Below are 22420 nucleotides of genomic sequence, written 5' to 3' on the forward strand. Positions count from 1 at the left end.
AAATGCGAAGGTTCATTAAACGGACGCTCCCGGCTGGTCTCCCCGAATGCGTCGGGCGCACCTATAATTTGTTTACACCCGCGTAGGAAGATAAGCGATGAGGCGCGGATTCGCAGACGTCCAACAGGCAGGCGCGGAATTGGCCTGATCGGATGTGTGTATTTGGCCATCGGAGTAGTCGTCGCCGCCACCCACGGCTACTTTGTGGCATGGAACATTCCCGGCAACATCCTCGAAGGCCTGGTCGCGATCGTGCTCTGGCCCCTCATGGCCACCTTCGGGGTCGATCTGCACACCCTGATCGCCTATTGCCCTCAAGACGGCAGCGAATCCCCCCTCCGGCAATCTCGGCCCGGATCCTCCGGGCGGCAACGACCCCCGGTGAGGCCCTGGACAACCGGATACTCGGGTTGTCTATGGCACCCATTCGTGTCGGTTTCATCCCTACAATTAGTTGTCGGCTTCTGCGGCATTCACGTCGCGGGAGCGTCCAAATAAGGAGGACCGCGATGGGTTTGGGAGATAAGATCCACAACGCTGCCGAGAAGCTCCACGGTAAGGGCAAAGAAGCCGCCGGCGACGCCACCGGCAACGACCGGCTCAAGGCCGAGGGCAAAGGCCATCAGGTCAAAGCCGACCTCAAGCAGGCCGGCGAGAAAGTCAAAGACGCCTTCAAGAAGCACTAACACAAACAGCCGGACAACAGTGCGGCGGACGGTTCACACCGCCACCGCGCAAACGACTGTCGGCTAAAACATCTGCGCAGCGCCTTTCACGCGCCCATGCCACGGCGGCCGCGGTGCTCCCGGAACCAAGGCAGCGACCCCGGCGTTCGCCAACCACCAAGGTTCGTGCCTCCCCCGGCCTGGGTCCAGGCCTGTATTTGCCGGGTTTGATCTTGCTGGCGCCGTGGTCGCGGTAGATGCGTTCGCATCCGACGGGCTCCAGGTCCCCGGATCTGCCGCGCGGTGTCCTGCTCCGCCGAGCGCACGCGGGCATATCCGAGGCGCGTCATATATAGCCTTCCAACTGTCTCGTCAAAGGACGCGTCCGCCTGACGGGCCCGGGCATCACAGACGGATGTAGGCCCAGCTTTCCCACTGCCGCGTCGCTATGTGGGCAATGGCCGCCGACACAGAACCGACCCCGGGAAGAAGCTGCCCCGGGGCCAGTTCGACCGAACGCAGGCTGTTCCCGCAGGCAAGAACCCGGATGCCTTGGCCGAGGGCTTCGCTGATGGACTCCCCCAGCGTTGAACCTCTGGCCAACAGACCCACGCCCGGGCCCTGGACCACGACCTCAATAGGGACACCCGGAGCGAGTGCTGCCACCGCGTTGGCCGCACTGCGCAGGGCTCCGGCGAGCCCGGCGCTCTCGGCCGGTCCTGCGCAGTGGACCAGAAGACCCCTCGAGGCATCGGCATCCGGGGTACCGTTCGAAAAATCGGTGTCCGTCATAACAACTCCTTCAACATCGGCAGAGCCAGCCCTCGGAACGGGCAAAACCTGCGGTGAATATTCCATGACATGCTATGCGGCCCTGGCCCGGTGGCAGGCACACAGGTGGCTTGCTGCAGCAGCCGCCACGGTCCTGACGTATCTGGTGGCAGCTGTGCCCACCGACCTCAACGTCCCAGCATGGAGGGCGGGGGTAGGGCAAAGGGTGCGGCGGCTACCAAAGCAGGAGTCCTCCCCCAGGAACCGTTTCTAGTGAACATCGGTGTGTTCCTTCGACGTGGCTCGCTGGTCCGGGGAAGGCGATGGCTGGGCAGCATCGGCGGCGGGTATGGCGACCGAGCGTCCGCGGCGGAACCTTCGGATGAATCCGACGGCGCCGGCGAGGGAGACAATCCCGGCGACCCAGGTGTTCACCCGCAGTCCCAGGATCAGATTTGCATAATCCGAGCGCATGAGCTCGAAGGCGAACCGCCCCGCGGTGTAGGAGGCGACGTAAAGGGCGAAAACGCTGCCGGCGCCGAGGCGGAACCTTGGGTCCAGATACAGGATCAGCAGCCCCACTGCCAGGCATCACAGGGATTCATAGAGGTACATCGGCTGAAAATAGCCCAGGACGGCGGGCGCACCGGAGGCGTCCGTGAGGGCCGCCCCCGTCTGGGGGTCCATGGGGTGGATCTGCAGTTTCCACGGCAGGGTCGTCGGGTCGCCGTAGAGTTCGTTGTTGAACCAGTTACCCCACCGGCCCAGTCCCTGGGCGAAGAGAACGCCGGGTGCTACGGAGTCCACGAAGCCAACGAAGGAGACCCCGGCCCTCCGGCAGCCGATCCACGCGCCCACACAGCCCAGGGCGATGGCACCCCAGATCCCCAGCCCGCCGTCCCAGATCGCGAACGCATTCCAGGGGTTCTTCCCGGGCAGGAAGTACAGTTCCGGGTCGGTGATGACATGGTAAATGCGGACGCCGATGATCCCGGCCGGGACGGCCCACCGGCAGACGTCCAGGACTTGACCGGGCAAGCCTCCGCGCGCCTGCCAGCGTCTGGATCCCAGCCAGATGGCCAACACGATGCCGGCCATGATGCACAGGGCATAGAAGTGGATCGTGAACGGGCCCAGCTGGAACGCGCTGACGGTCGGGGAAGGAATGAAGGACTCGGTCGGGACCATGGCTACAGGCCGGGCAGGGGCGCGGAAGGACACCAGGTGTGTCCCGCCTTAAAGCAGCGGGGTGATGAGGCTGTTGTGCCACGTCACACCCAGCGTTCCGGGGGTGGGCCCGTTTGGCTTTCCGTCGCCGTGCCAGATGATGACCGCAGCTTCGCGGTTACTCAGACAGCCCGGGACCGTGTTTGTTATCGTCGCTGTCCCGGCGGCGTCGGCGGTGAAGTTATTGGTGGTGCCCTGGCTGTCACCCCAGGGGGTGAAGCGGCCTGCGCCCTGGACATCCAGGTGGACCACGAAGGTGCCGTAGGAGCCGTTGGGAATCAGGCCCGTCAGGTCACTGGCGGCAACTTCGCCGCCGGCGGTGCAGCTGAACGACACCGCTCCGGAAGCTTTCTCCCATTGGCCCAGGGTGATGTTCAGCGCGGTGCCGTCCGCTGCCAGCAAAGCGCTCCCGGGGTCAGCGGACTTGGCGGCCGGCGCCGTTCCGGCAGCATGAGTAATGCCCTGGGGGCCGGACCCGGCCGGGGCTCCGGGGGAACTCTGGAACACCTGGGAATCGATCACCGCACCAATTTTCGATTCACGGGAGAAGAAGTCCATATGCAGCTGATACGGCACCCGCGCCGCGGCCAAGGACCCGGCCGTCGTGGAAGCAGCCGACGTTTAACCCGGTGGCATGGACTGCGCGCTGCAGCCAGCCAACGCGGCCGAAGTCACGGCCGCGGCCACCGCACCACGACGGAGGTACCGCGCTGATGCTGGGGGTAAACACTTATTGGTCATTCAACTCTCTTGACACTTCGGACTAAAGGTACGGTAACCTCCATCAGCATGGCCGCACATCTACCCACCCGATCGTTCCGCGGCATCACCGAGCCAAGCGCGGAACGGCGGCAACACGCAAGCTCTCCTATGTAGGCCCAGTGCTCCTGAGCGTGTCCCCAGGGCAATCTAGGTGTGGTTGAGTTTGGCTATGGGTTTCGAGCTGAGCAGCGAGCTCCTTGATGCGTGGACGCTGGTTGAAGAAGATGCATTCCTGTTGTCGAGAAAGTCCGGGGTGACCCGAGCCGGGTTCGCGGTACTCCTGAAGTTTTTCCAGCAGCATGCGAGGTTTCCATCCGGGCCGGCTGAGCTTCCTGCAGGTGCTTTGGACTATGTTGCCTTGCAGGTTTCGGTGCCCGACACCCCTTAATGCCCGGTTTCGTTCCGTTGCCTCTCAGGCTCTTCTCACTCCTCGTTGCTGTCGCGGTGGTCGGGATCGCGCAGAGTGCGCCGGCCGCCGGCGAGGTCCGGAAGTTGGAAGGAGTAGTGACCGTGGACGTTGATGTGCCGGCGCACGTACGCCGATAGGCGGACGACATCGGCATCGAGCACCGGGTGGCCCTGTTCCCGCAGCGCGGTCAGGGCATGGTCGAGGTAGACCGTGTTCCACAACGTCACACAATTCAAGACGAGGCCCAGGGCGCCGAGTTGGTCCTCCTGCCCATCACGGTACGCCTGGTGGAGCTTGCCCTCGCGGCCGTGGAAGATGTGCCTGGCCAGGGCGTGGCGGCCCTCCTGGAGGTTGCGCATCGCTTTCATCTCCCGGCGGTAGCCCGGGTCATCGACGAAGGTGAGGACGTGCAGGGTTTTGAAGATCCGTCCGTAGTGCGCCACCGCCTCGCCCAGATCGGTCGGACGGCCGTCGCGTTGCAGGATGCGGATCACATCGTGGGCCGAGACCTCGCGGGTGTGGATCGAAGCGGCAATCCGACAGATGTCCGGCCAGTGCCGGCGGACCTTCTCCGCGTCGATCTTTCCCCGGGCGGTCCTGTCGAGCCGGCCGTAGTCGGCGGACCGGTTGATCCGCCACAGCTTGGCGTCGGGCAGGTCCGCGAGGACCGGCCGGTAGTCGAACCCCAGCAAGGTGACCAGTCCGAACACGATGTCGGAATAGGAACCCTGGTCGGTGATCAGCATCTCGGGCCGCTGGCTGCCGTCGGGGTTGTAGAGCAGGTCCACGAAGTGAAGGGTGTCCTTCGGCGTGCCCGACACCACCTTGGCCGCCAGCCCGACGGACTGATCGGAGATCATGTTCAGCCAGGTCACGCCCTTCTTCCGGTGGAAGTACTTCGGGTTTGGGCGGGCGTCGACGGAGCGGACCGGAACGACGAACCGCATCCCGTCGACGGCGGCGACCAGCCCGCCACCCCATGCCTGCGCCAGGTCGCTGGCTCCCTGGGCATCGATGAGCACCGCGTTGGCTGCGGCGTAGGAGTCCGAGCCGAGGTAGTGCTGGTCGACGTGGGAGAGCCGGTCGCGGGTCAGCGCCGTAGCGTCGGCGATCACCGGCCCGAACCCGATGTTGAGCGCGTGCGCGGTCAGCAGCGCGGCGACCGAGACGTGCAGGTCGGTCAGCCGGGAGGACACGCCGGCTGCCGAGGTGAAGGACGCGGCGAAGTCCGGGTGCCAGCCCATCACCTCGAGCACCAGCTCGGACAGGTCCACGCGCGGGATCATGCCCGCCACACGGGTACGCAGGTCTTTCAGGCCGGGCGGCTCCTCCAGGGCGTCGTCCTTGCCGAGGTGCATCCGGCCGTCGGCGTCCACGGTGATGTCCCCGCCGGCGGTCATCGCGCCGGACACCGTCCGCCATGCCGCATCCAAGGTCCCGGCATGCTCGGCGAGCAGAGAGTCGGGCTGCTCCGGCAGCAGCAACGCGCCCAGCGCCGGGCCCTTCGCGTTCTCCCACGCCGGGCCCGACAGTAGCCGGGCCCGGGGATCTGACCAGCGGTCGGAGGTGGACGCGAAGATGTCGCGGTGCTTGAGCGCGGTGTGGAACTGCTCCAGAACGCAGAACACGTAGGCGTTGCGGTCCACCGTTTCCCCGGGCCTGCCGGCGGGGAACACGAGCTTCTGCCACCAGCCCTTCGGCACCACTGACAGGTCGACCTTGCGGGCATCGAGGTACCCTTTGGGCACCTTCACGCTCTCCCTCAGGTCCAGCAGATGCGCCAGGTCCTGCATCGCCGCAAGGATCTTGTGTGCGTCGGCGGTCGCCGAGAACCCGACTACCTCGCACAGCATCCTGGCGAAGCCGCGTACGGTGGCGTACCGCTCCACGACCGCCTCCCGCCACTGCCCTTCCGGTTCGGCCTGCGGCGGCGGGATGATCTCCCGGATTCCCTCTACGGCCGCGGCGATCTGCGCCCGGGAGCCCACCTGGTGCTCGATCATTTCCCACACCATGCCCAACGGCATGGTCTCACTCGCCCCCTCGGCCTCGAGCAGAAGTTCCACCACCGACTTCAGGACCCGGGCGTGCCCGGGCGACCACCGGCGCCCGCTTGATTGTGGCCTTCTCCGCGGCCTTGTTTGCCCGCCCGATCAGCTCGTTGGACATGAATACGTCGAACAGTTCCAGGGCGTCGTCGGTGGCGGACACCTCCAGCCACCGCACCGTGGCCAGCAGCGTGGCGATCTTCTTCTCGTACGGCAACCGGTCAAGCTTGGTCGCCGTTTCGTTCCGGCCTTCCTTCGCCAGTGCGATCAACCGCCGTTTGGGCACCCCGGACACGTCGACCTCGCCCAGGTGCAGCCCGGCGATCTCCGATACCCGGTTCAGCGCCTTGACCATGCCGCGCCCGGTCGTGTTCTTCCCCGCCTTGCGCCACATCTCCAACTGCGACCATCGGCTCCGCTCGGGCACCTGCAGCAGTTTCTCCAGCTCAAGGGCCTGCTCGCCGGTCACCGCCCCCGCCAGGGCCGCCTACAGCCTGGTTTCCGCCTTCTTGCGGACGCTGGCCACCTCGTCCCGTAACGTCGTGACCCCCGGCAGCAGCACCTTCCGTGCGCGTAACCATCCCACCGCCGCGTAGAACAGCGGCTTCGGTTGATCACCGGTCGTCCACGCCTGCCCGTCCAGCCAACCGATCAACTCCGCCTCCGCCGAGGCGTAGGAGACATAACCGTATACTTCGGCGATCTCCGCCTGATGCTCAAACCGCGTCGGCCGCCGCTCCAGGTACCCCTTCACGCACGACGGATCCGCCACCGCCACTTGTCCGGCCACATAATCCACCACCGTGTTCGGCACGTCGAGGGGGTCCTCCAGAAACGTGCCCAAGTGTCGGACAGTCACCAGCTGGAGACTGAACCCGAGCCGGTTCCGATCACCGCGCCGTTTCGCCACGAGGTCCAGATCGGCGTCGTCCAGGAAGAAAAACCGCTCCAACACCGCCTGCGCCGGGGCCTGCGCCTCGAATCGCCCGTACGAGGCCTCCTCGGCCGCAGTCAAATATTTATGTTTAGCCATACAGGCTCAACGAACCGAGGCACCCATCGTTACCACTTGACTAGGGACAGGCTTCTAGCGTGACTTTTCGAGCATTGGGGTCCTCAAGCCCTCCGTCCCGGCGGCTGCCCGAGCTTGACCTGTTCGACGATGCGCATCCACTGGTCAGTCTACTTTTCGCAGCTCCCGGCTGGCTGGATCTCATAACCCAGGATCAAGGCTGGCTAGGACTCCAGCCGGGACCGCACCCCCGAGACGTTCAGAGATTGCCAGGGGAGTTCCGCTCGCAAAGAAGGCTCCCCGGCCGCCTGTGAGAGCGGGTCCGGGAAGCCTTCAGATTTCGTCTACCAGGTGACAAGGCTCATACCGAGGCTGTTGGCTATTGTCCTGGTTGAAGTGAATAGTACGTCGGGGGAACAGACGTTCGTCCCCTGGTCGTGAACTGACCCGCAGTTGTTGGTGTCAGCGTTGAGGACAGCTTGGATCATACCGACCGCGCCGACAGTGCCGTCTGAGCGGGGCATGAGGACTGGGCCTCCGCTATCACCTTGGATAGCGGAGATTGCACCGGCAGTCTGCTGGTAGCCCTCGATGTTCCAGGCGCCACCCCACCCGTCGTTCCACCAGCGATTGGTGCTGACGACTTTGATAGTGCAGTGCACCCCGGAGTTCCCTCCGCTTGTGCAGACATAATCGCCAACGGACACGTCCTGGAATCCGGAAACTCCCTTGGCGTAGCCCCCACTGTTGTTCCATGCTCCGTCGAACATCCACTTGCTTCCGGTTCCGTCCAGCAGTGACGCCTGGCCGTCTGGCGAATCGCGCAACTCGTAGCCGACGTAGACCCCTGAGTTGTCGCGGTCGTAGTACGACCCCTGAGGGCAATGCCTTGCCGTGACCGTGTAGGTGCGGCTGGCGTCCGCTATTGCGAACCCTGTACTGCAGGTGCCCCCGCCAACACGGAGCATGTAGCCGCCCGAGTTGAAGGGTGCGGTGTCATTGGATCGTGTCGCCGTGGTGGCAGTGGCTCGCTGCTTGTCGGCCACACGCACTGCTACACCAGAAGCTTGGCTGGCGGTTGCTGACACCTTGGTTATGTCAGGCGCCGCACCGTCGATGGCGTGGCCTTCGATGGCAATGGAGCCGTCGTCGTCACGGACTCCGACGATTCCCTCGACTTGGAACCCGAGTGTAGCGAATGCAGCCTTATTTGCGTCGATTTTCTTAATTGCTGCACGGATTTGCGGCAGAGAGTATGGCCTCTCCGCGAACGTTGCGGTGATTCCGCGGGCCTTGGCTTCAGCCAGGACTGTGTCACGCAGCAGTGACTGGCCCTTCCAGAGGAACTTCGTGGCCAGCTTGGATGCGTCGTTGACCTGCTCCACGTACCCGGCGTCTTCAATCCCGGGGACCATGATGACCCAGTGCTTGAAATCTGACAGTTGCTGTTGGTTGGCGATGAATGTGGCGCCCTGCGCTTGTGCGTAGCGGTCGATTTCGTCGAGCCCTGCCGGGCTTGTGGGCGGATTTGGGCTGGCGACTGCTGTGCCTCCTCCAATGCCTGTCAAGGCGAGCATGATTACTGCCGTCACGCGGACGGCATGAGTTATGAACTTCACTGTTCCCCCAATTTTGGATTAGTTCATCGATATTTGATTACGTCGTGAATGGGCACCACCCGTGAGGGTGGCGATTCGAAAATAGGCGAGCGGTCACTCGCTTTTGAAGCTGAGTGTGTCTGTTCCGCTCTTCCAGGTGAGAGTGCCCTGGCTGAATGTCAGTTCGATGGGCCGCTTCAGGAATTCCAGTACCCACAGATGTTGTTCGCCGACATCGCCGGAGCACCCCACAGCGCCGGTGGCTATGTTCCGGGCGTTCAGCGTGTTACCGGTGACTGTCGCTTGCCCGCTCATGGGGCCGCATTTGGTCGTCACGGTCAGCTGAAGTTCTCCGTTCACGGAGGTCAACTGTGCCCTGACCCCGCCGGAGGCCACCCAAGGTAAATCTTTGCCGCTGGCCGTGCCGGAGACGCTTGTGTATTTAGTGCACGGGGTCGACGGCAGGAACGCCGCACATGTCTCCTGGGGTGCCGCGGTGCCGGTCGAGCCAGGGGTTGAGTCGGTGGGCGTTGCGGAGTTGGTGGGGGTGGCGAAGCTTGTGGAGCTGGGCGTGGGCACAGCAGTTCCTGGTCCGCCCGTTTTCCTGTCTCCGCAAGACGTCAACAGCAAGCCGAGAAATAGGAGCGGAACCGTGTATTGCCACAACCGAGTGCGTTTCATTTTGCTCCTTGAAGGTGGTCGCTGTTGGGAGCCTACACACGGCCAGGGGGTAGAACCCATGGATTTACGCAAGTTTGTGAAAGGATTTCGATGGCCCCAAACAATGCCGAGGATTTCTCAGGTTGAGGATCGACAACACCGGAGGGTCCACCTCAAACCGCCGCCGCGGGATGAATATGTCAATCTGATCGCTGCCTGGCAGAGCGGCCTACGGTACCCACCTCACGACTCGCCGGGCACTAGCGGTATCCCGTGGGTATGCGGCCGCGTTGGCAACGAAGATCGTGAGCTTCCTGTGTTTCCGATGCTCGACATGCGGTGCTTCTACGCCACGGGAAAGCCATTGGAAAGGACCCTATTGCCGGGCCGAGCTTCGTCCTGGGGCTGCCGTCCTTGTTTCCTTCGCGCTAGCGGCCTGGGTGCACCTCAGAAAGCCCGTCAGCTACTTCCTCCGAGCCATCAACGACCAAGGCTGAATGTGCATCACCCTCGCGAATCCTAGAAAGAGGCGTCAACGGTTTCGAAAGTTGAGGGTTCGTCCGAGGACGGAATCAGGCTGTAGGGGTCTGAGTAGTAATGGAACGGAATCGTCCGCTAAGGCAGGTCGGAGCTGCTGTTGCGCCGAGTTAGGGGTGCCGCCGGTGGTTCGCAACAAGATCACATCGTCCAGAAAGAAAAACTGCTCCAACACCGCCTGCGCCGGGGCCTGCGCCTCGAATCGCCCGTACGAGGCCTCCTCGGCCGCAGTCAAATATTTGTGTTTAGCCATACAGATGAACCGAGGCAACCATTGTTACCACTGGAGATCGGCTTAGCGTGACTTTTCCGAGCATTGGTCCTCAAGCCCCGAACTGCCCCACACCCCGGGCGGAGCCACTACCTACAGTTACGACGCGAACGGCAACACTACCGCCGCCGGGGCCACCACCCAGACCTACAACATTTTCGACCAGTTCACCTCCAACGGTTCCGCCGGGGTCACCACGAACTACAAGGCCATGGAATTTACTGGCTGTTCCCGACAACACGGCGGCCGGCTAATGGGTCGTTTAGTTGCACGTAGCCAATCAGGCTTACCTTCCGGGCAGCGCATGTCATTGAGGTCGGCGCGCCAGCCACGGCGATGACGATCTCCGTGCGGGTCTCCTGAAGGTGGACAACTTCTGGGACCGTGCAGCTGACTTGCTCGGAAGAAAGGTAAATGCGGTTGTTCACCGTATCTACCTTCACCAGCTTCCATGGCACCGTGTCGCCCGCCGCCGCCGGTGAGGTGTCGACGCGGAGCTCGGAGAAGTCCGGGGTTACGGTCTGGATGGCCGGGCCGGTCTTCACTGGGGCAGGCGGCCCAGGATTGGTTGTTGACGGGCTGGTGACGCCGCCCCCCTGGCCGGGGCTGCCCGTGTCTGCTCCGCAGGACAGAAGACCGAACAGGGCCGCAGCGGTGATGATCACCGCGGCGGCCCCTTTCGTCACGTGCCGCAGGAGCAGCAAGTCAGGAGGCCACTGAGACAGCGAAGACCTGCTGAAGATAGTTGACATCGGAGAACAGCACTTCTTTCCCGCCGTTGGACTGGGCGCTGATTGTTCCGGCCATCAGGACCCCTCCGGATGCGGGCACAACGACAGGCCCGCCGCTGTCTCCCGACTGCACGATGGGAGTCGCTGAATCTGCGATATCGAGCCCGCAAACGTAGTAGACGACGCTTCCTTCGGAGATGTTGGCGCAAGCATTGGTGAAGCTAACTGTTCCACCGCACGCATACCCTGTAAAGGAACCATCAGTACAAACGGGCGTTCCCTGGCCGGCGCCCTTGGGCACGACCGTGGCAGCACCTGTGACATGTGCGCTGGCATAGTTGGCGCCGTCGGTCCAGATGTAGGGGGCGTAGCTAGTGCCGGTCAGGAGGGCTCCGTCAGTTCTGTTGTTGCCCCACTGGACTGAAGATGCCGTTCCCATCGATCCTGAAATGTAGATATTCGTCCCGTCGAAGTAGCCCTGATTCCAAGCGGTTCCTGCGGGCCCGCAGTGTCTGGCAGTCATCATGTAGACGGTCGAGCTATTCACGTAGGGGGCTGAAACGGTGCACTGAATGACATAGTTGACCCCGTTTTCCACCGTAGTGCGGACTATCCGGTCGCCGCCGTAGTACGGCAAGCTGTCCATGAATGGCGGGATATTGCTCGGGGTCGTTGACGCGGAAAGAGTGCTGGTCACAGAAGGGGACTGCTTCTTACGGCTTGGCGTTACAGTATGGACGGGCACTGCGGCCGGGACAGGCGTTTTTTTCACAGCAGACTCAACAGCGTCGTGTTGGAATACACTGACGTCTGGCCCCAGCCGCGCTTTCAGCGCAGCCAACTCGTTCCCGTGGATGCTGGTCAGACCGACCTGAAGCACGCCGTCTTTCTCTCCCCAGACGGAGAGCCGATCCGCAAATCCGTCTTTGGCAGCAGCAGCAGGAACAGATGTCCTGAAGTCACCGTGCGCCGGCGCGGGTGCCGCCTGCGCGGCAGTGATGCCTGCCGACGAAGCCAGCAACAATACGAGTGCCGCTGGAAGTGGCATTGTTCTGAATCTGCGCTGAGTCACGAAATTCCCCTGCTTCGGATGTTGGATATTCCAGGTCACGCGGACAGAGAACTCAGCCTTATCAGGTCCCCCAGGGCGGCTGCAAAGTCGTTAGACGGTGGTGATGCCGGCGAGCTGGAGGGCGCGGTCGGGGTGGTTTCGAGCGGCTCGGGTGGCCTTGGCGACGTTGGTTTGGCCCCCGAGTCGGTGGATGGTGATGCACAGGTTTCGTAGCGACGCCATGGCCCGAGGCGCCTGACCGTTGCGGATCTGGCTGTGGTCCTCATTCCAGGTCACGTCCCGGCGCCAGTGAAGACCGTTTTCAATGGCCCAATGTCCCCGGATCCAGGCTCCGATCTGGGCCGGTTTGCCCTCGGACGAGGGTAGGGAGGTGACCGCGTGGACGGTTTCGATATGCCATTTGCGGGTCCCGAGGGGCCGGGACTTGCGGGTGATCTGGACAGCTTGTTCCGCATTCGGGAAGCCTATGCCGGCGGCAACGCTGACGCATTTGACGGTGCGGGTGATCTCCCGGCCGTTCGCCGTGGCCAGGGACCGGTCCCCGGCAGGGACCTTTTCCCAGGGCAGGGACCGCAGCTGGTTGTGCAACGTGGGCTGGTTTCCCTTGACCGTGAGGACGTAGTGGGCGCCCCGCTCCGCCAGATACTTCGCGTGCCCGGTCTGCGTGTGGAGGGCATCCGCGGTCACAATCACCCCGTCCAGGGCAGGAATCCTCTCCAGCAGGGGCTTGAACATGCTGATTTCATTGGTCTTGATGCCGACGTCGACTTGGCCCAGCACGGCCCCGGTGCGTTGGTCGATGGCGGCCATCAAATGCACGCGGTCACCGCCGCCGTTCTTCGCTCCACGGGCCTCCTTCCCATCGATAGCAATGGCCCTCGCGGCGGCCTGGGCCTGCGCCCACGCCCCTGCCAGCCGGTCCAGGGCATCCGCATCCAGCCGCTCCAGCACCCGACCGAGGGTAGTCGCGTGCGGGGCTCCGATACCCAGGGCTGCGAGCTGGAACCGGGCCGTGTCGGAGGCCCACTCGGCCATCTCCACCAAAGTTTTCGCCCCGGCCAGCACGGAACAAACCATGATGACCAACAAGTGGGGGAAGCGGTGCCGGACACCGCGTCGGGCCCTCGGATCGGATAGTTCACACAGGGCGGCAAGCACCTTGCCGGGATCGATCTCGGCCGGTCCTGCCCCGGTGAATTCGTCGACGAACGCGGCAAGATGAGAAGATGACAACAGGGAACTCCTGGCAACATGTGGGCTTGAACATTCACATGCTTAACAGGGGTTCCCGCTCTTTAACAGCCACCACCGGATCGTCTCACCATTTAAGACGCTGGCCACTCACCAACGACTTTGCAGTCGCCCTGTCAGGTCCCCCACCACCCAAGCCGCCCGCACAATGGTTGCACCGGGCAACTTCGACCCAAACGCTAGCAAAAGGTATGCGATTTTACAATCGTTGGATAAATCATTCCTGTGACCTGTTTAATGGGCAGGTCTTTCGGAAGTAATCGCCATTAGACCTGGGCCGGATCGGGCTCGTCCACGATGCGTCTGCCGGCTATCACAAACGGTCGTCTGCGGTAGACCCCACACCGATCCGCCATCTCGATACCCAACCAGCGGTTGCAGGCTCACAAAACCCGCAACGAAATCTAGATAACTAAACAGGCCAGGATTCATGGATTTTGTTAGATTGGCAGGCATGGGACACAAAATCGGGTACGCGAGGGTCAGCACCACCGACCAGGACCCGCAGCTGCAGCTCGATGCACTCAACGCCGAAGGCTGCCTGAAGATCTACAAAGACACGGCGACCGGCACCAAAGCTGACCGGCCACAGTGGGCACTGTGTCTGGACGACTTGCGCCCCGGCGACACCCTGGTCGTCTGGAAAATCGACAGACTCGGACGGAACCTGCGCAACCTCATCGACATCGTCGCCACCCTCGACGAACGCGGCATCGGCGTCCAATCACTGACCAACGGCATCGTGGACACCACCACCGCACACGGCAAACTCGTCTTCGGCATGTTCGCGCTCATGGCCGAATACGAAGCCGCCCTCATCCGCGAACGCACCCAGGCCGGACTCATCGCAGCCCGGAGCAGAGGACGCAAAGGCGGACGCAAACCCAAAATGACCCCAGAGCTCATCAACAAAGCCCAGCGCATGTACGACGCCCGACAATTCACCATGGCCGAAATCGCAGCTTCCTGCGCCGTCACCCCCATGACCATCTATCGCAACATCCAGACCGCCAAACCCATGCCGGAACATCCTTAGCGCCAACGGCTGTACGGAAGCTACAACCCCCAACCCGGCAAGCCAATGGCCGGACCGGAGGGCTTTGACGACAACCAGCTCCGACACATCAGCGAACTCTAATCGCTGGCGTCTTCATAAGGGCTTGCCGGCGCGGGACCAGGGGATACAGCTCCTCTCCTTGGAATAATGGCCACCGTACCGACTGATTGAGCATCCGCCGGTACGGTGGCCATTATCTCAGGGCAGAACGTACACGAAGGCTGGGCTCCCAGGGAACAGCTGCTGCGATCGTCGTGGGGTGGTTATTGCTTCGCGGCCACCAGATCACAGGCCTACCCTTGGATGTTGAAGTGTATGACACCCTGCTGAACCGGTCCGTTCAGTAGCCGCGGAGGTCTTCAGGTTCGGTGGCCATGAGGGATTCCAGAAGTTGATGGAGCTTTTCGGCCTGTTCCATCAGCTCAAAAGCCGCGCTTTCGAGGTTTTCGGCGTCTTCGTAGAGCTTGATGAGGTCTTCCTTGGAACCATTCGGATAAGCCTCCATTGCCAGTTGATGCAGGTCAAGGAGCTCACCGCGCATCTGCGGCGGCCTGGCGATACCCATGTCGTTCAGGTGCGTGCGCATCTCATCGAAGACATCAACCGCGGCAAGCAGATCCCGGGTCTCAAATTCGTGCTTGATCTCGACGTCGTTCTCTTCATCCTCAAACAGATCCCGCATGCCGGCGACTCTACCGTTTCCGGGGCCGGAACCCGGACGCACCTAGATTGCCCCTGGGGACACGCTCAGGAGTACCGGGCCATGTACGGTAACAATCGTTGTCGGACACTCACTGGTGCTTCTGGTGCTGTTCTCTCCCCGGCGGGGCCGCGTGGCGGTTCAGCAAGGCCATTTTGGAACTGGACATGCCCGAGGCTTCCCACTGGATTCACAGCAGACGACTTCTGAGGATGGCCGTCGCAGTAATACCCCGTCTCCGTGCATCCGGTCGTGCCGGTCTCGCGTACCTGGCAACTTTTGTCAGTTTCCCGCTTGCGCTACCTGCCCGTTAGCTCTCTGCGTCAGATCGTGGTCGCGGCCTCGGTTATTTGGTCTCCGCCGCGCGGGCCTGGGTTAGTTCATCGCGTAACTGGGTGATTAGGCCTTTGTAGGTGTCGTGGAGGTCTGTGACTCGTTGCTCCCCATGGTTCAGTCGCACGCGGACAGCCTCCACGTCGACCCGTAGACCGACAATCTCTGTTTCCGCTTCTTGCTGTGCAGTGGCAGCCGATACTTGGGCTCGCTCCAGGTCCCGGGCCAGTTGGTTTTCCCCGGTGCGTGCGGCGGCCAGCTCCTCCTTGACGCCGGCTAGATTGCCTTGCCTGGGTTGAGGATGCCGAGCGGGTCAAATACATTCTTTATGGCGTGCTGCAGTTCGAGGGAGTCGCTGCCCAGTTCGTCTCGCAGCCAGTCGCGCTTGAGGATTCCTACTCCGTGTTCTCCCGTCAGTGTGCCGCCGAGGCCGCGGGCCAAATGAAACATTTGACCAAGCGCGTCCTTCGCCGGTCCTTCCGTGGAGGGCTGGCCCTCGTCCAGCACGATCATAGGGTGCAGGTTGCCGTCGGCGGCGTGCGCGACGGTGAAGATCCGGACACCGGTGCGGCGGGAAATTTCCTCGATCCCGGTGACCATCTCGGCGAGACGTCCGCGTGGAACTCCGACGTCACCGATGCAGACGTTGCCCAGCAGTTCCAACGAAGGAATGGCCTCGCGGCGCAGAGTCAGGAGTTCCGACGTCCTTTGCGGGTCTGTGGCTTTTTCGTAGGACGAAGCGAAAGGCTCAATGGCCTGAATCAGCACCTCCTGTTCTAGGAAGGCCCCGTATCCGTCCGTCTGGGCCAAAAGGAATGCGCCGCCGCGGCTTCGATAGTCCGTGCCCAGGGCGGCGTCGACTGCGGCCAGGGTCGGCCCGTCCATGAGTTCGAGCACCGAAGGCGTGATGCGCGCGGATATGACAGCCGAGGCGGCCTGGGCGGCGGTAACGATGTCCGGGAAGAACGCTGCGACGGTTGCCGTCGCCACGGGGAGCGGCCGGAGGCGAAGAGTTGCTTCAACCACCACACCCAGTGTCCCTTCGGACCCGATCATTAGGGCGTTGAGGTCGTAGCCGGTGACGCCCTTGATCGTTGCGCGGCCAGTCACGAGGAGCCGCCCGTCGGGTAGGACAACTTTCAGGGCCAGGACGGACTCACGGGTGACGCCGTACTTGGCGCACCGCATGCCTCCGGCGTTGGTGGCGATGTTTCCGCCGATGGAACAGATGGCGGTACTGGCGGGATCCGGGGCGTAGAACAGTCCATGCTCGCCCGCGGCGGCGTTGACCTCGGCGTTGAGGACACCGGGTTCGACGACGATGATCTGTTCCAGCGGATCCAGACGCAGGATACGGTTCATTTTGGAAAGGTCCAGGACGATCTCGCCAGCCTGGGCGGAGGAACCGGCGGCGAGGCCGGTCCCGGCGCCCCGGGCGACGATGGGGATGCGTCCCGCTGTCGCATGGACCATGGTCTCGACGACGTCGTCGACGCTGGTGGCGTACACAACGCCGTCCGGCAGCGTCCCGGGCGTGTACCCGGACCGGTCGGTATTTACGCTCATCCGGTCGGCTTCGTCGGCGGTGCCGTGCCGGGCCGCGGCGAGAAGCTCCGCGCCTGCCTGGGCCTTCGTGTGGTTAGCGGTAGTGCTCACAGGGTCTGCTCTCTATCGTTTGCAGGTCTTTATGGTTGCTTGGCGCTCTCCTCCCGGCTCCGCCGGGCAGGCTGTCCGCGGCCGGGACGCCGGCGTAAAGGGAAAGGCCGTTTCCTACGGAACCATCCAGCCCAGAATGGGGGTGGACTGCAGGAGGATGAGGATGGTGATGAAGGCCAACAGCCCCAGACTCCAGCCCAGCAGCTTGCGGAACAGGACACTTTCGGCCCCGTCCAGGACGACGGCGGCCGACGCGACGGCCAGGTTCTGCAGCGAAAGCATCTTCCCCAGCACCCCGGCTGAGGAGTTCGAGGCTGCCATCAGCGTTGGCGACAGGCCGGTCTGCTGCGCGGCGGTGACCTGAAGCTGCCCGAAGAGTGAATTCGAGGAAGTGTCCGAGCCGGTGAGTGCCACGCCGATCCAGCCGAGCAGCGGCGAGAGGAAGGCGAAGAACCCGCCCGCGGAGGCCAGCGCGATGCCGAGCGAGTTCGTCTGGCCTGACACGTTCATGACGAACGCCAGCGCCAGGACGGACGTGACCGAGACGATGGTCCAGCGCAGCTGGAACAGCGTGTCGCGGTAGGTACGGAATCCCTGCAGCGGCTTGAGCTTGTAAAGGGCCATGGTGATAATGCCCGAGATCAGCAGCAACGTGCCTGTGGCCTTCAGGTGGTCCAGTTTAAACTTGTGGGCCGCGACCGGGTGCCCGGCGGAGTCCACTGCGTCAATGCCGGGCCATTCGAAGGTGACGGAGCCGACGGCGGTCAGCCAGGTCTTCACATCCGGCAACTGGGCGATGGAGAACACGGCCATGATGATCAGGTACGGGGCGACTGCCATCCATACCTCCCGGTTCGGCGGCCTGACGGCGGCGCCCGCTGGCGTGTCCGCACGGCCGGCGCCGACGGGTTCGCCGTTGCGGCTGACACCGCCCAGGCCGGAGGACGTGCCGTAGCCGGTGCGGGCGGGAGGGCCGGCGCTGACCAGCGACACCTCTGCGGGGCCGCTGCCTTTGACGTTGTGCATTCCGACGATTTCGGCCGGCTGCCAAAACCTGAGCATCAGCAGCACCGCTGCAACCGTCGCGATGGCGGCGACGACGTCGGTGAGTTCGACGACCAGGAAGTTCGAGGCGAGGAACTGCGCCACAGCGAACACTATTCCGGATACCAGCGCCACCGGCCAGGTCTGCCGCAGGCCGCGTTTGCCGTCGACGATAAAGACGAGGATCAGCGGGACCAGCACCGCGACGAAGGGGGTTTGGCGGCCGGCCATGGAGCCGAGGTCATGCAACGGGATGTTTGTCACGCCGTTGAGGGCAATGATCGGAGCTGCCATCGCTCCGAACGCGACGGGGGCGGTGTTGGCAAGGAGTGCCACGATGGCCGATTTCAGCGGCTTCATGCCGGCGGCTACGAGCATGGCAGCGGAAATGGCCACCGGCGCGCCGAAACCGGCCAGCGCCTCCAGCAACGCGCCGAAGCAGAATGCAACCAGGATCGCGAGGATGCGCAGGTCGTTGGAGATGGAGCGGATGGTCCGGCCCAGAACCTCGAACCATGCCGTGGCAACCGTCAGCTTGTAGACCCACAAGGCGTTGATGAGGATCCAGAGAATCGGAAAGATGGCGTAGAAGGCGCCCTGGGCGGTGGCGCTGAGCACTTGGCCGAACGGCATCCGCCAGCCCACGATGGCCAGCACGATGGAGAGCAACAGGCTGGCGATGGCGGCCTTGTGCGCTTTGACCCGGAAGGCGCCGAGGAGGACGAAAAGCAGGAGCAGCGGAAGCGCGGCAACCACCGCCGAGACAGCAAGAGACCCGGCAATCGGATCGACGACCTGCTGAAAAGACTCAAACCTTGGACTCACAAAAACTCCTTTTGTTTTTGGGCAACAGTGGGCCGGGCGGCCCGAGGTGAGAATCCAACAACGGCACAAATTCCACATGGTGAAGGTTGTCTCTTGTTTTGTGGATAGACCATATGTGAGATTTAGATCACAGTCAATGGTTGATGTCAGCCATTCGGGCTGCCGCCAATGAACCCGCGGAACGGCGTTGACAGCCATGGAGCCCCTGGCTACCTTTATAGATCGATATTTTTCTTTCGCATTATGAAAGTTGAACGGAGCGTGACCGGAATGCCGAATCACTTGGAGACGAACGGACTCCACGTCGCGGAGGAGCTCTTCTCCTTCGTCCGGGACGAGGCGTTGCCGGGGATTGGCCTCGACGCCGAGCAGTTCTGGGCCGGCGCCGCCGCCCTGATTTCCGACTTTTCGCCACGGGTTCTGGAACTACTGAATGTCAGGAAGCTGCTGCAAAGCCAGATTGACGAGTACCACCGCTCGCAGGGCTCGATGCCCCTGGATCCGGAGGCCTACGAGGACTTCCTGCGGTCCATCGGGTACCTGGTCGAGGAACCGGCCGATTTCAACATCAGCACCGACGGCGTGGACACCGAGATCGCCACCGTCTCCGGACCCCAACTGGTGGTCCCGCTGCTGAATGCCCGGTTCGCCGCTAACGCGGCCAACGCCCGGTGGGGCTCGCTCTACGACGCGCTATACGGCACCGACGCCATCGACGATGCGGAGGGCCGCGGGCGCACGGGCGGATACAACCCGGTCAGGGGCGCCGCCGTCGTTGCGTTCGGACGCTGCTTCCTGGACGAACACACTCCCCTGGCCGGCGGATCCCACACCGCAGTCACCGCCTACCGGATCACGGACGGCGCCCTCGTCGCCGAAGCACCGGACGGCGAACTGGGCTTGGCAGACCCGACCCAGTTCGCCGGCTACCGGGGCGAGGCCGGCCAGCCCGAGGCCGTGCTGCTGGTCCACCACGGCCTGCACGTGGAAATCCAGATCGACCGCAACCACTCGATCGGCTCCGGCGACCCGGCCGGGGTAAAGGACATCGTGCTGGAAGCCGCGCTGACCACGATCATGGACCTGGAGGACTCGGTCGCCGCCGTCGACGGCAGGGACAAGGTGGAGGGCTACCGCAACTGGCTCCGGCTGATGCAGGGCACCCTGACAGCCGAAGTAACCAAGGGCGGCCGCATGCACACCCGGCGGCTCAACCCCGACCGGACCTACACCGCAGCCGACGGCTCAGAGCTGACCCTGCCCGGGCGCTCACTGCTGCTGATCCGCCAGGTCGGCCACCTGATGACCAGCGACGCCGTCCTGGACGCCGCCGGCGCTCCGGTGCCCGAGGAAATCCTCGACGCCCTGTTCACGGGACTCGGCTCGGTGCACGACCTGCGCGGCCCCCACGCCGGGCACAACTCCCGCGCCGGCTCGGTCTACATCGTCAAGCCGAAGATGCACGGCCCCGCCGAAGTCGCCGTCGCCTGCGAGCTCCTGGCCGGCACCGAGAAAGTGCTGGGCCTCGACCCGCTCACCCTCAAAATCGGGATCATGGATGAGGAACGCCGCACATCGGCCAATTTGAAGGCCTGCATCCGCGAGGCCCGCGAACGGGTTGCATTCATCAACACCGGGTTCCTGGACCGCACCGGCGATGAGATCCACACCTCCATGCTCGCCGGACCGATGGTCCGCAAAGCGGACATGCGTAACTCCAGCTGGATCAAGTCCTACGAGGACGCCAACGTCGATATCGGACTTGCCTGCGGGTTCAGCGGCCGCGCCCAGATCGGCAAGGGCATGTGGGCCGCACCGGACAACATGGCAGACATGCTGGCCCAGAAGGCAGGCCACCCGCTCGCGGGCGCGGACTGCGCCTGGGTCCCCTCACCCACCGCCGCCACTCTCCACGCCATCCACTACCACCAGGTAGACGTCGACGCCCGGCAGGCCGAACTCGCCGGAAAGCGCCGCTCCACCCTCCGCCAGCTGCTCACCATCCCGGTGGGCGACCCTACGGGCTGGTCGGAGGAGGACCGGCGCAACGAACTGGATAACAACATCCAAAGCACGCTGGGGTACGTCGTGCGCTGGGTGAACGACGGCGTCGGGTGCTCCAAGGTGCCCGATATCCACGGCACCGCCCTGATGGAGGACCGCGCCACCTGCCGCATCAGCTCCCAGCACGTCGCGAACTGGCTGCTGCACGGCATAGTGACCCAGGAGGATGTGGAGGCATCGCTTCGGAGGATGGCCAACGTCGTCGACGAACAAAACGCCTCCGACCCGAGCTACACACCAATGTCCCCCGCGTTCGACGGCGAGGCGTTCCTCGCCGCCCGTGAACTCGTCCTCGAGGGCGCGGCCCAGCCGTCCGGCTACACCGAGCTCGTGCTTCACCGGCGCCGGGCCGCGCACAAAAACGCCGGCAACCGGGCAAGGAACGCACCATGAACCTGACACTGGAATCAGCCCGGACCATCATCGACAAAGCCGTCGCCGCGGGCCAGGAGCACGGCTTCAAACCCCTCACCGTCGTCGTGCTTGACGCCGGCGGGCACGTCAGCGCCGCGGCCCGCCAGGACGGAGCCTCGAACAACCGCTTCGAGATCGCCCAAGGCAAAGCCTACGGGGCACTGGCCCTCGGGATGGGATCGCGTGCCATCATGGAGCGCGCCGAGCAGCAGGCCTACTTCATCGCCGCGGCCACCGCTGCGCTGGGTGGCCGGCTGATCCCGGTCCCCGGCGGCGTGCTGGTCCGGGATTCCGATGGCGCCATCGTGGGCGCCGTGGGCATCAGCGGCGACAGCTCGGACAACGACGAGACCGCGGCATCGACGGCGATCACTGCCGCCGGCCTGACGGCACAGGTGGACTGACACTCCAGGTGTTTAAAAAGTCCGGGTTGGCTGACCTGAACACGTTCGATAGGGCAGCCGGCGCTGTCCCGCCGTTGATCGCATCAACAATGGCAGTCGCCTCGGACTCCCATCGCGCATACAGCTCGGGAAACGCCGACACCTGAACAGCCTGCGCCGCTTGGCCTTTGCTCATAGTTTCCCATCCTGGGATGTCCAGCAACCCGCGCGGGCTTCCGTGGTTGGGACCGGCAGTCCTGCCGTAGAAGGCCCGCACCTTATAGATGGGGTCCATCAGCTGTTCAACGCTCCCCCAGCCGGCAGCCGGACGGTGCTGAGCGGTACCCAGGGAATCGTGATCGCTCCCGACACCGTCATGCGGTTAGCCAAGCGATGCAGAGACGCTCGTGTTGGCCAGAACCCTGAGGCTGGATTCCTGCAGCGCAATCATTATCGCGATGATCTGGCCATCTCGAAGCACCCCCTGCTGCTTCCCTACTGAAATGTAATCGCCAGCCACGCTCAACTGCCGCGCGGTCAGATTGCCCGGTGACTGGCCGCCATCGCGGATGCTCAGGCCGCCGACCTCCTCGGCGGCTGGCTTGCCACTTAAGCCAGCTGAGGAGCAGACGGTCGAGGCACTCTCTGTGCCGGCGCCGAACACCGGCCACGCCAGCGCAAAATGCAAAGGCACCTGCCAGGGTCACGGTCATGACAGCTCGCCGGGCAACCTGACCCCCTCGTCCCGGCGGACCTGGCCAGGGGCCGGCTGCGGGTCAAACACGCCGCGCTGGTTCAGGCCCTCACCGGCCGGTTCGACGACCACCACGGCGAACTGGCCCGGGTCCTGCTGGACCAGGTCGACACCCTGACCGGCCAGATCGAACATCTGAGCACCCGAATCGAAGAGATGATCGCGGCAATCCCCGC

The 22420-nt window shown here is 63.7% G+C and carries 20 protein-coding genes and 1 pseudogene; 5 read left to right on the forward strand and 16 right to left on the reverse strand.

Annotated features, from left to right (window positions below):
* Positions 1 to 509 precede the first annotated feature (509 nt).
* Entirely contained in the window at positions 510 to 686 is a 177-nt protein-coding gene (locus ABIB27_RS17855) for a CsbD family protein (protein WP_234754158.1), read from the forward strand.
* Between the two features lie 384 nt (positions 687 to 1070).
* Here ABIB27_RS17855 and ABIB27_RS17860 read toward each other — a convergent pair whose 3' ends face one another.
* The 3 genes and pseudogenes from ABIB27_RS17860 to ABIB27_RS17870 form a co-directional block, all read right to left on the reverse strand.
* Positions 1071 to 1457 (reverse strand): DsrE family protein, encoded by a 387-nt coding sequence (locus ABIB27_RS17860; RefSeq protein ID WP_354217802.1) that lies wholly within the window; start codon positions 1455 to 1457, stop codon positions 1071 to 1073.
* A gap of 249 nt (positions 1458 to 1706) precedes the next feature.
* Positions 1707 to 2624: pseudogene (lgt, locus tag ABIB27_RS17865) on the reverse strand (prolipoprotein diacylglyceryl transferase).
* A gap of 48 nt (positions 2625 to 2672) precedes the next feature.
* Positions 2673 to 3185: a hypothetical protein gene (locus tag ABIB27_RS17870; RefSeq protein WP_354254516.1), complete on the reverse strand. Its 513-nt coding sequence runs from the start codon at positions 3183 to 3185 to the stop codon at positions 2673 to 2675.
* Between the two features lie 409 nt (positions 3186 to 3594).
* Between ABIB27_RS17870 and ABIB27_RS17875 the strand changes: the two genes are divergently transcribed.
* Positions 3595 to 3813 carry a DUF4158 domain-containing protein gene (locus ABIB27_RS17875; RefSeq protein ID WP_354217800.1) on the forward strand — a complete coding sequence of 73 codons (219 nt, stop codon included), beginning with the start codon at positions 3595 to 3597 and terminating at the stop codon, positions 3811 to 3813.
* 35 nt (positions 3814 to 3848) lie between these two features.
* Here ABIB27_RS17875 and ABIB27_RS17880 read toward each other — a convergent pair whose 3' ends face one another.
* The 8 genes from ABIB27_RS17880 to ABIB27_RS17915 all read right to left on the reverse strand — a co-directional run bounded on the left by ABIB27_RS17880 (position 3849) and on the right by ABIB27_RS17915 (position 12996).
* On the reverse strand, positions 3849 to 5900 hold the full coding sequence (locus tag ABIB27_RS17880; RefSeq protein WP_354217799.1) for a Tn3 family transposase: 2052 nt from the start codon (positions 5898 to 5900) through the stop codon (positions 3849 to 3851).
* On the reverse strand, positions 5866 to 6351 hold the full coding sequence (locus tag ABIB27_RS17885; protein ID WP_354254518.1) for a hypothetical protein: 486 nt from the start codon (positions 6349 to 6351) through the stop codon (positions 5866 to 5868). The genes ABIB27_RS17880 and ABIB27_RS17885 overlap by 35 nt, the downstream gene beginning before the upstream one ends.
* 18 nt (positions 6352 to 6369) lie before the next feature.
* Entirely contained in the window at positions 6370 to 6897 is a 528-nt protein-coding gene (locus ABIB27_RS17890; protein ID WP_354254520.1) for a DUF4158 domain-containing protein, read from the reverse strand.
* Positions 6898 to 7238: 341 nt separating this feature from the next.
* Positions 7239 to 8513 (reverse strand): chymotrypsin family serine protease, encoded by a 1275-nt coding sequence (locus ABIB27_RS17895; RefSeq protein ID WP_354217797.1) that lies wholly within the window; start codon positions 8511 to 8513, stop codon positions 7239 to 7241.
* 93 nt (positions 8514 to 8606) lie between these two features.
* Complete coding sequence (locus ABIB27_RS17900; protein ID WP_354217796.1) at positions 8607 to 9071, reverse strand: META domain-containing protein; 465 nt, start codon at positions 9069 to 9071, stop codon at positions 8607 to 8609.
* 1107 nt (positions 9072 to 10178) lie between these two features.
* Positions 10179 to 10646 carry a hypothetical protein gene (locus ABIB27_RS17905; RefSeq protein ID WP_354254522.1) on the reverse strand — a complete coding sequence of 156 codons (468 nt, stop codon included), beginning with the start codon at positions 10644 to 10646 and terminating at the stop codon, positions 10179 to 10181.
* A 19-nt stretch (positions 10647 to 10665) separates the two neighbouring features.
* Positions 10666 to 11802: a chymotrypsin family serine protease gene (locus ABIB27_RS17910; protein WP_354217794.1), complete on the reverse strand. Its 1137-nt coding sequence runs from the start codon at positions 11800 to 11802 to the stop codon at positions 10666 to 10668.
* Between the two features lie 51 nt (positions 11803 to 11853).
* Positions 11854 to 12996, reverse strand: coding sequence for an ISAs1 family transposase (locus ABIB27_RS17915; RefSeq protein ID WP_354217793.1), 1143 nt, complete (start codon positions 12994 to 12996; stop codon positions 11854 to 11856).
* A gap of 472 nt (positions 12997 to 13468) precedes the next feature.
* Here ABIB27_RS17915 and ABIB27_RS17920 point away from each other — a divergent pair, with 472 nt between their 5' ends.
* Positions 13469 to 14050: a recombinase family protein gene (locus ABIB27_RS17920; protein WP_354217792.1), complete on the forward strand. Its 582-nt coding sequence runs from the start codon at positions 13469 to 13471 to the stop codon at positions 14048 to 14050.
* A gap of 361 nt (positions 14051 to 14411) precedes the next feature.
* On the opposite strand, the gene ABIB27_RS17925 is transcribed toward ABIB27_RS17920, so the two are convergent.
* The 3 genes from ABIB27_RS17925 to ABIB27_RS17935 form a co-directional block, all read right to left on the reverse strand.
* On the reverse strand, positions 14412 to 14753 hold the full coding sequence (locus ABIB27_RS17925) for a transposase (RefSeq protein WP_354217791.1): 342 nt from the start codon (positions 14751 to 14753) through the stop codon (positions 14412 to 14414).
* Positions 14754 to 15380: 627 nt separating this feature from the next.
* Positions 15381 to 16760 carry an FAD-binding oxidoreductase gene (locus ABIB27_RS17930; RefSeq protein WP_354217790.1) on the reverse strand — a complete coding sequence of 460 codons (1380 nt, stop codon included), beginning with the start codon at positions 16758 to 16760 and terminating at the stop codon, positions 15381 to 15383.
* Positions 16761 to 16874: 114 nt separating this feature from the next.
* Positions 16875 to 18629, reverse strand: coding sequence for an L-lactate permease (locus tag ABIB27_RS17935; RefSeq protein ID WP_354254524.1), 1755 nt, complete (start codon positions 18627 to 18629; stop codon positions 16875 to 16877).
* 270 nt (positions 18630 to 18899) lie between these two features.
* On the opposite strand from ABIB27_RS17935, the gene ABIB27_RS17940 reads away from it, so the two are divergent.
* Both ABIB27_RS17940 and ABIB27_RS17945 read left to right on the forward strand, forming a co-directional pair.
* The gene (locus tag ABIB27_RS17940; RefSeq protein ID WP_354217788.1) at positions 18900 to 21086 is read left to right on the forward strand and encodes a malate synthase G; all 2187 of its coding nucleotides are present in this window, start codon (positions 18900 to 18902) and stop codon (positions 21084 to 21086) included.
* A complete protein-coding gene (locus tag ABIB27_RS17945; protein ID WP_354217787.1) occupies positions 21083 to 21511 on the forward strand; it encodes a GlcG/HbpS family heme-binding protein in 429 nt (142 codons plus the stop codon). The genes ABIB27_RS17940 and ABIB27_RS17945 overlap by 4 nt, the downstream gene beginning before the upstream one ends.
* Positions 21512 to 21872: 361 nt before the next feature.
* On the opposite strand, the gene ABIB27_RS17950 is transcribed toward ABIB27_RS17945, so the two are convergent.
* Together ABIB27_RS17950 and ABIB27_RS17955 are read right to left on the reverse strand one after the other, a co-directional pair.
* Positions 21873 to 22178: a hypothetical protein gene (locus ABIB27_RS17950; protein ID WP_354217786.1), complete on the reverse strand. Its 306-nt coding sequence runs from the start codon at positions 22176 to 22178 to the stop codon at positions 21873 to 21875.
* 21 nt (positions 22179 to 22199) lie between these two features.
* Positions 22200 to 22420: hypothetical protein (locus tag ABIB27_RS17955; protein ID WP_354254526.1), on the reverse strand; the 221-nt coding region annotated here is incomplete at its 5' end.

The organism is Arthrobacter sp. UYEF21, assembly GCF_040546085.1.
In the GTDB taxonomy this organism is placed as follows: domain Bacteria; phylum Actinomycetota; class Actinomycetes; order Actinomycetales; family Micrococcaceae; genus Arthrobacter.

Bases quoted from the DNA above. Each gene is read 5' to 3' on its own strand.
- ABIB27_RS17855 (WP_234754158.1), top strand. From the start codon at position 510: ATGGGTTTGGGAGATAAGATCCACAACGCTGCCGAGAAGCTCCACGGT.
- ABIB27_RS17860 (WP_354217802.1), bottom strand. From the start codon at position 1,457: ATGACGGACACCGATTTTTCGAACGGTACCCCGGATGCCGATGCCTCG.
- ABIB27_RS17875 (WP_354217800.1), top strand. From the start codon at position 3,595: ATGGGTTTCGAGCTGAGCAGCGAGCTCCTTGATGCGTGGACGCTGGTT.
- ABIB27_RS17920 (WP_354217792.1), top strand. From the start codon at position 13,469: ATGGGACACAAAATCGGGTACGCGAGGGTCAGCACCACCGACCAGGAC.
- ABIB27_RS17925 (WP_354217791.1), bottom strand. From the start codon at position 14,753: ATGCGGGATCTGTTTGAGGATGAAGAGAACGACGTCGAGATCAAGCAC.
- ABIB27_RS17940 (WP_354217788.1), top strand. From the start codon at position 18,900: ATGCCGAATCACTTGGAGACGAACGGACTCCACGTCGCGGAGGAGCTC.
- ABIB27_RS17945 (WP_354217787.1), top strand. From the start codon at position 21,083: ATGAACCTGACACTGGAATCAGCCCGGACCATCATCGACAAAGCCGTC.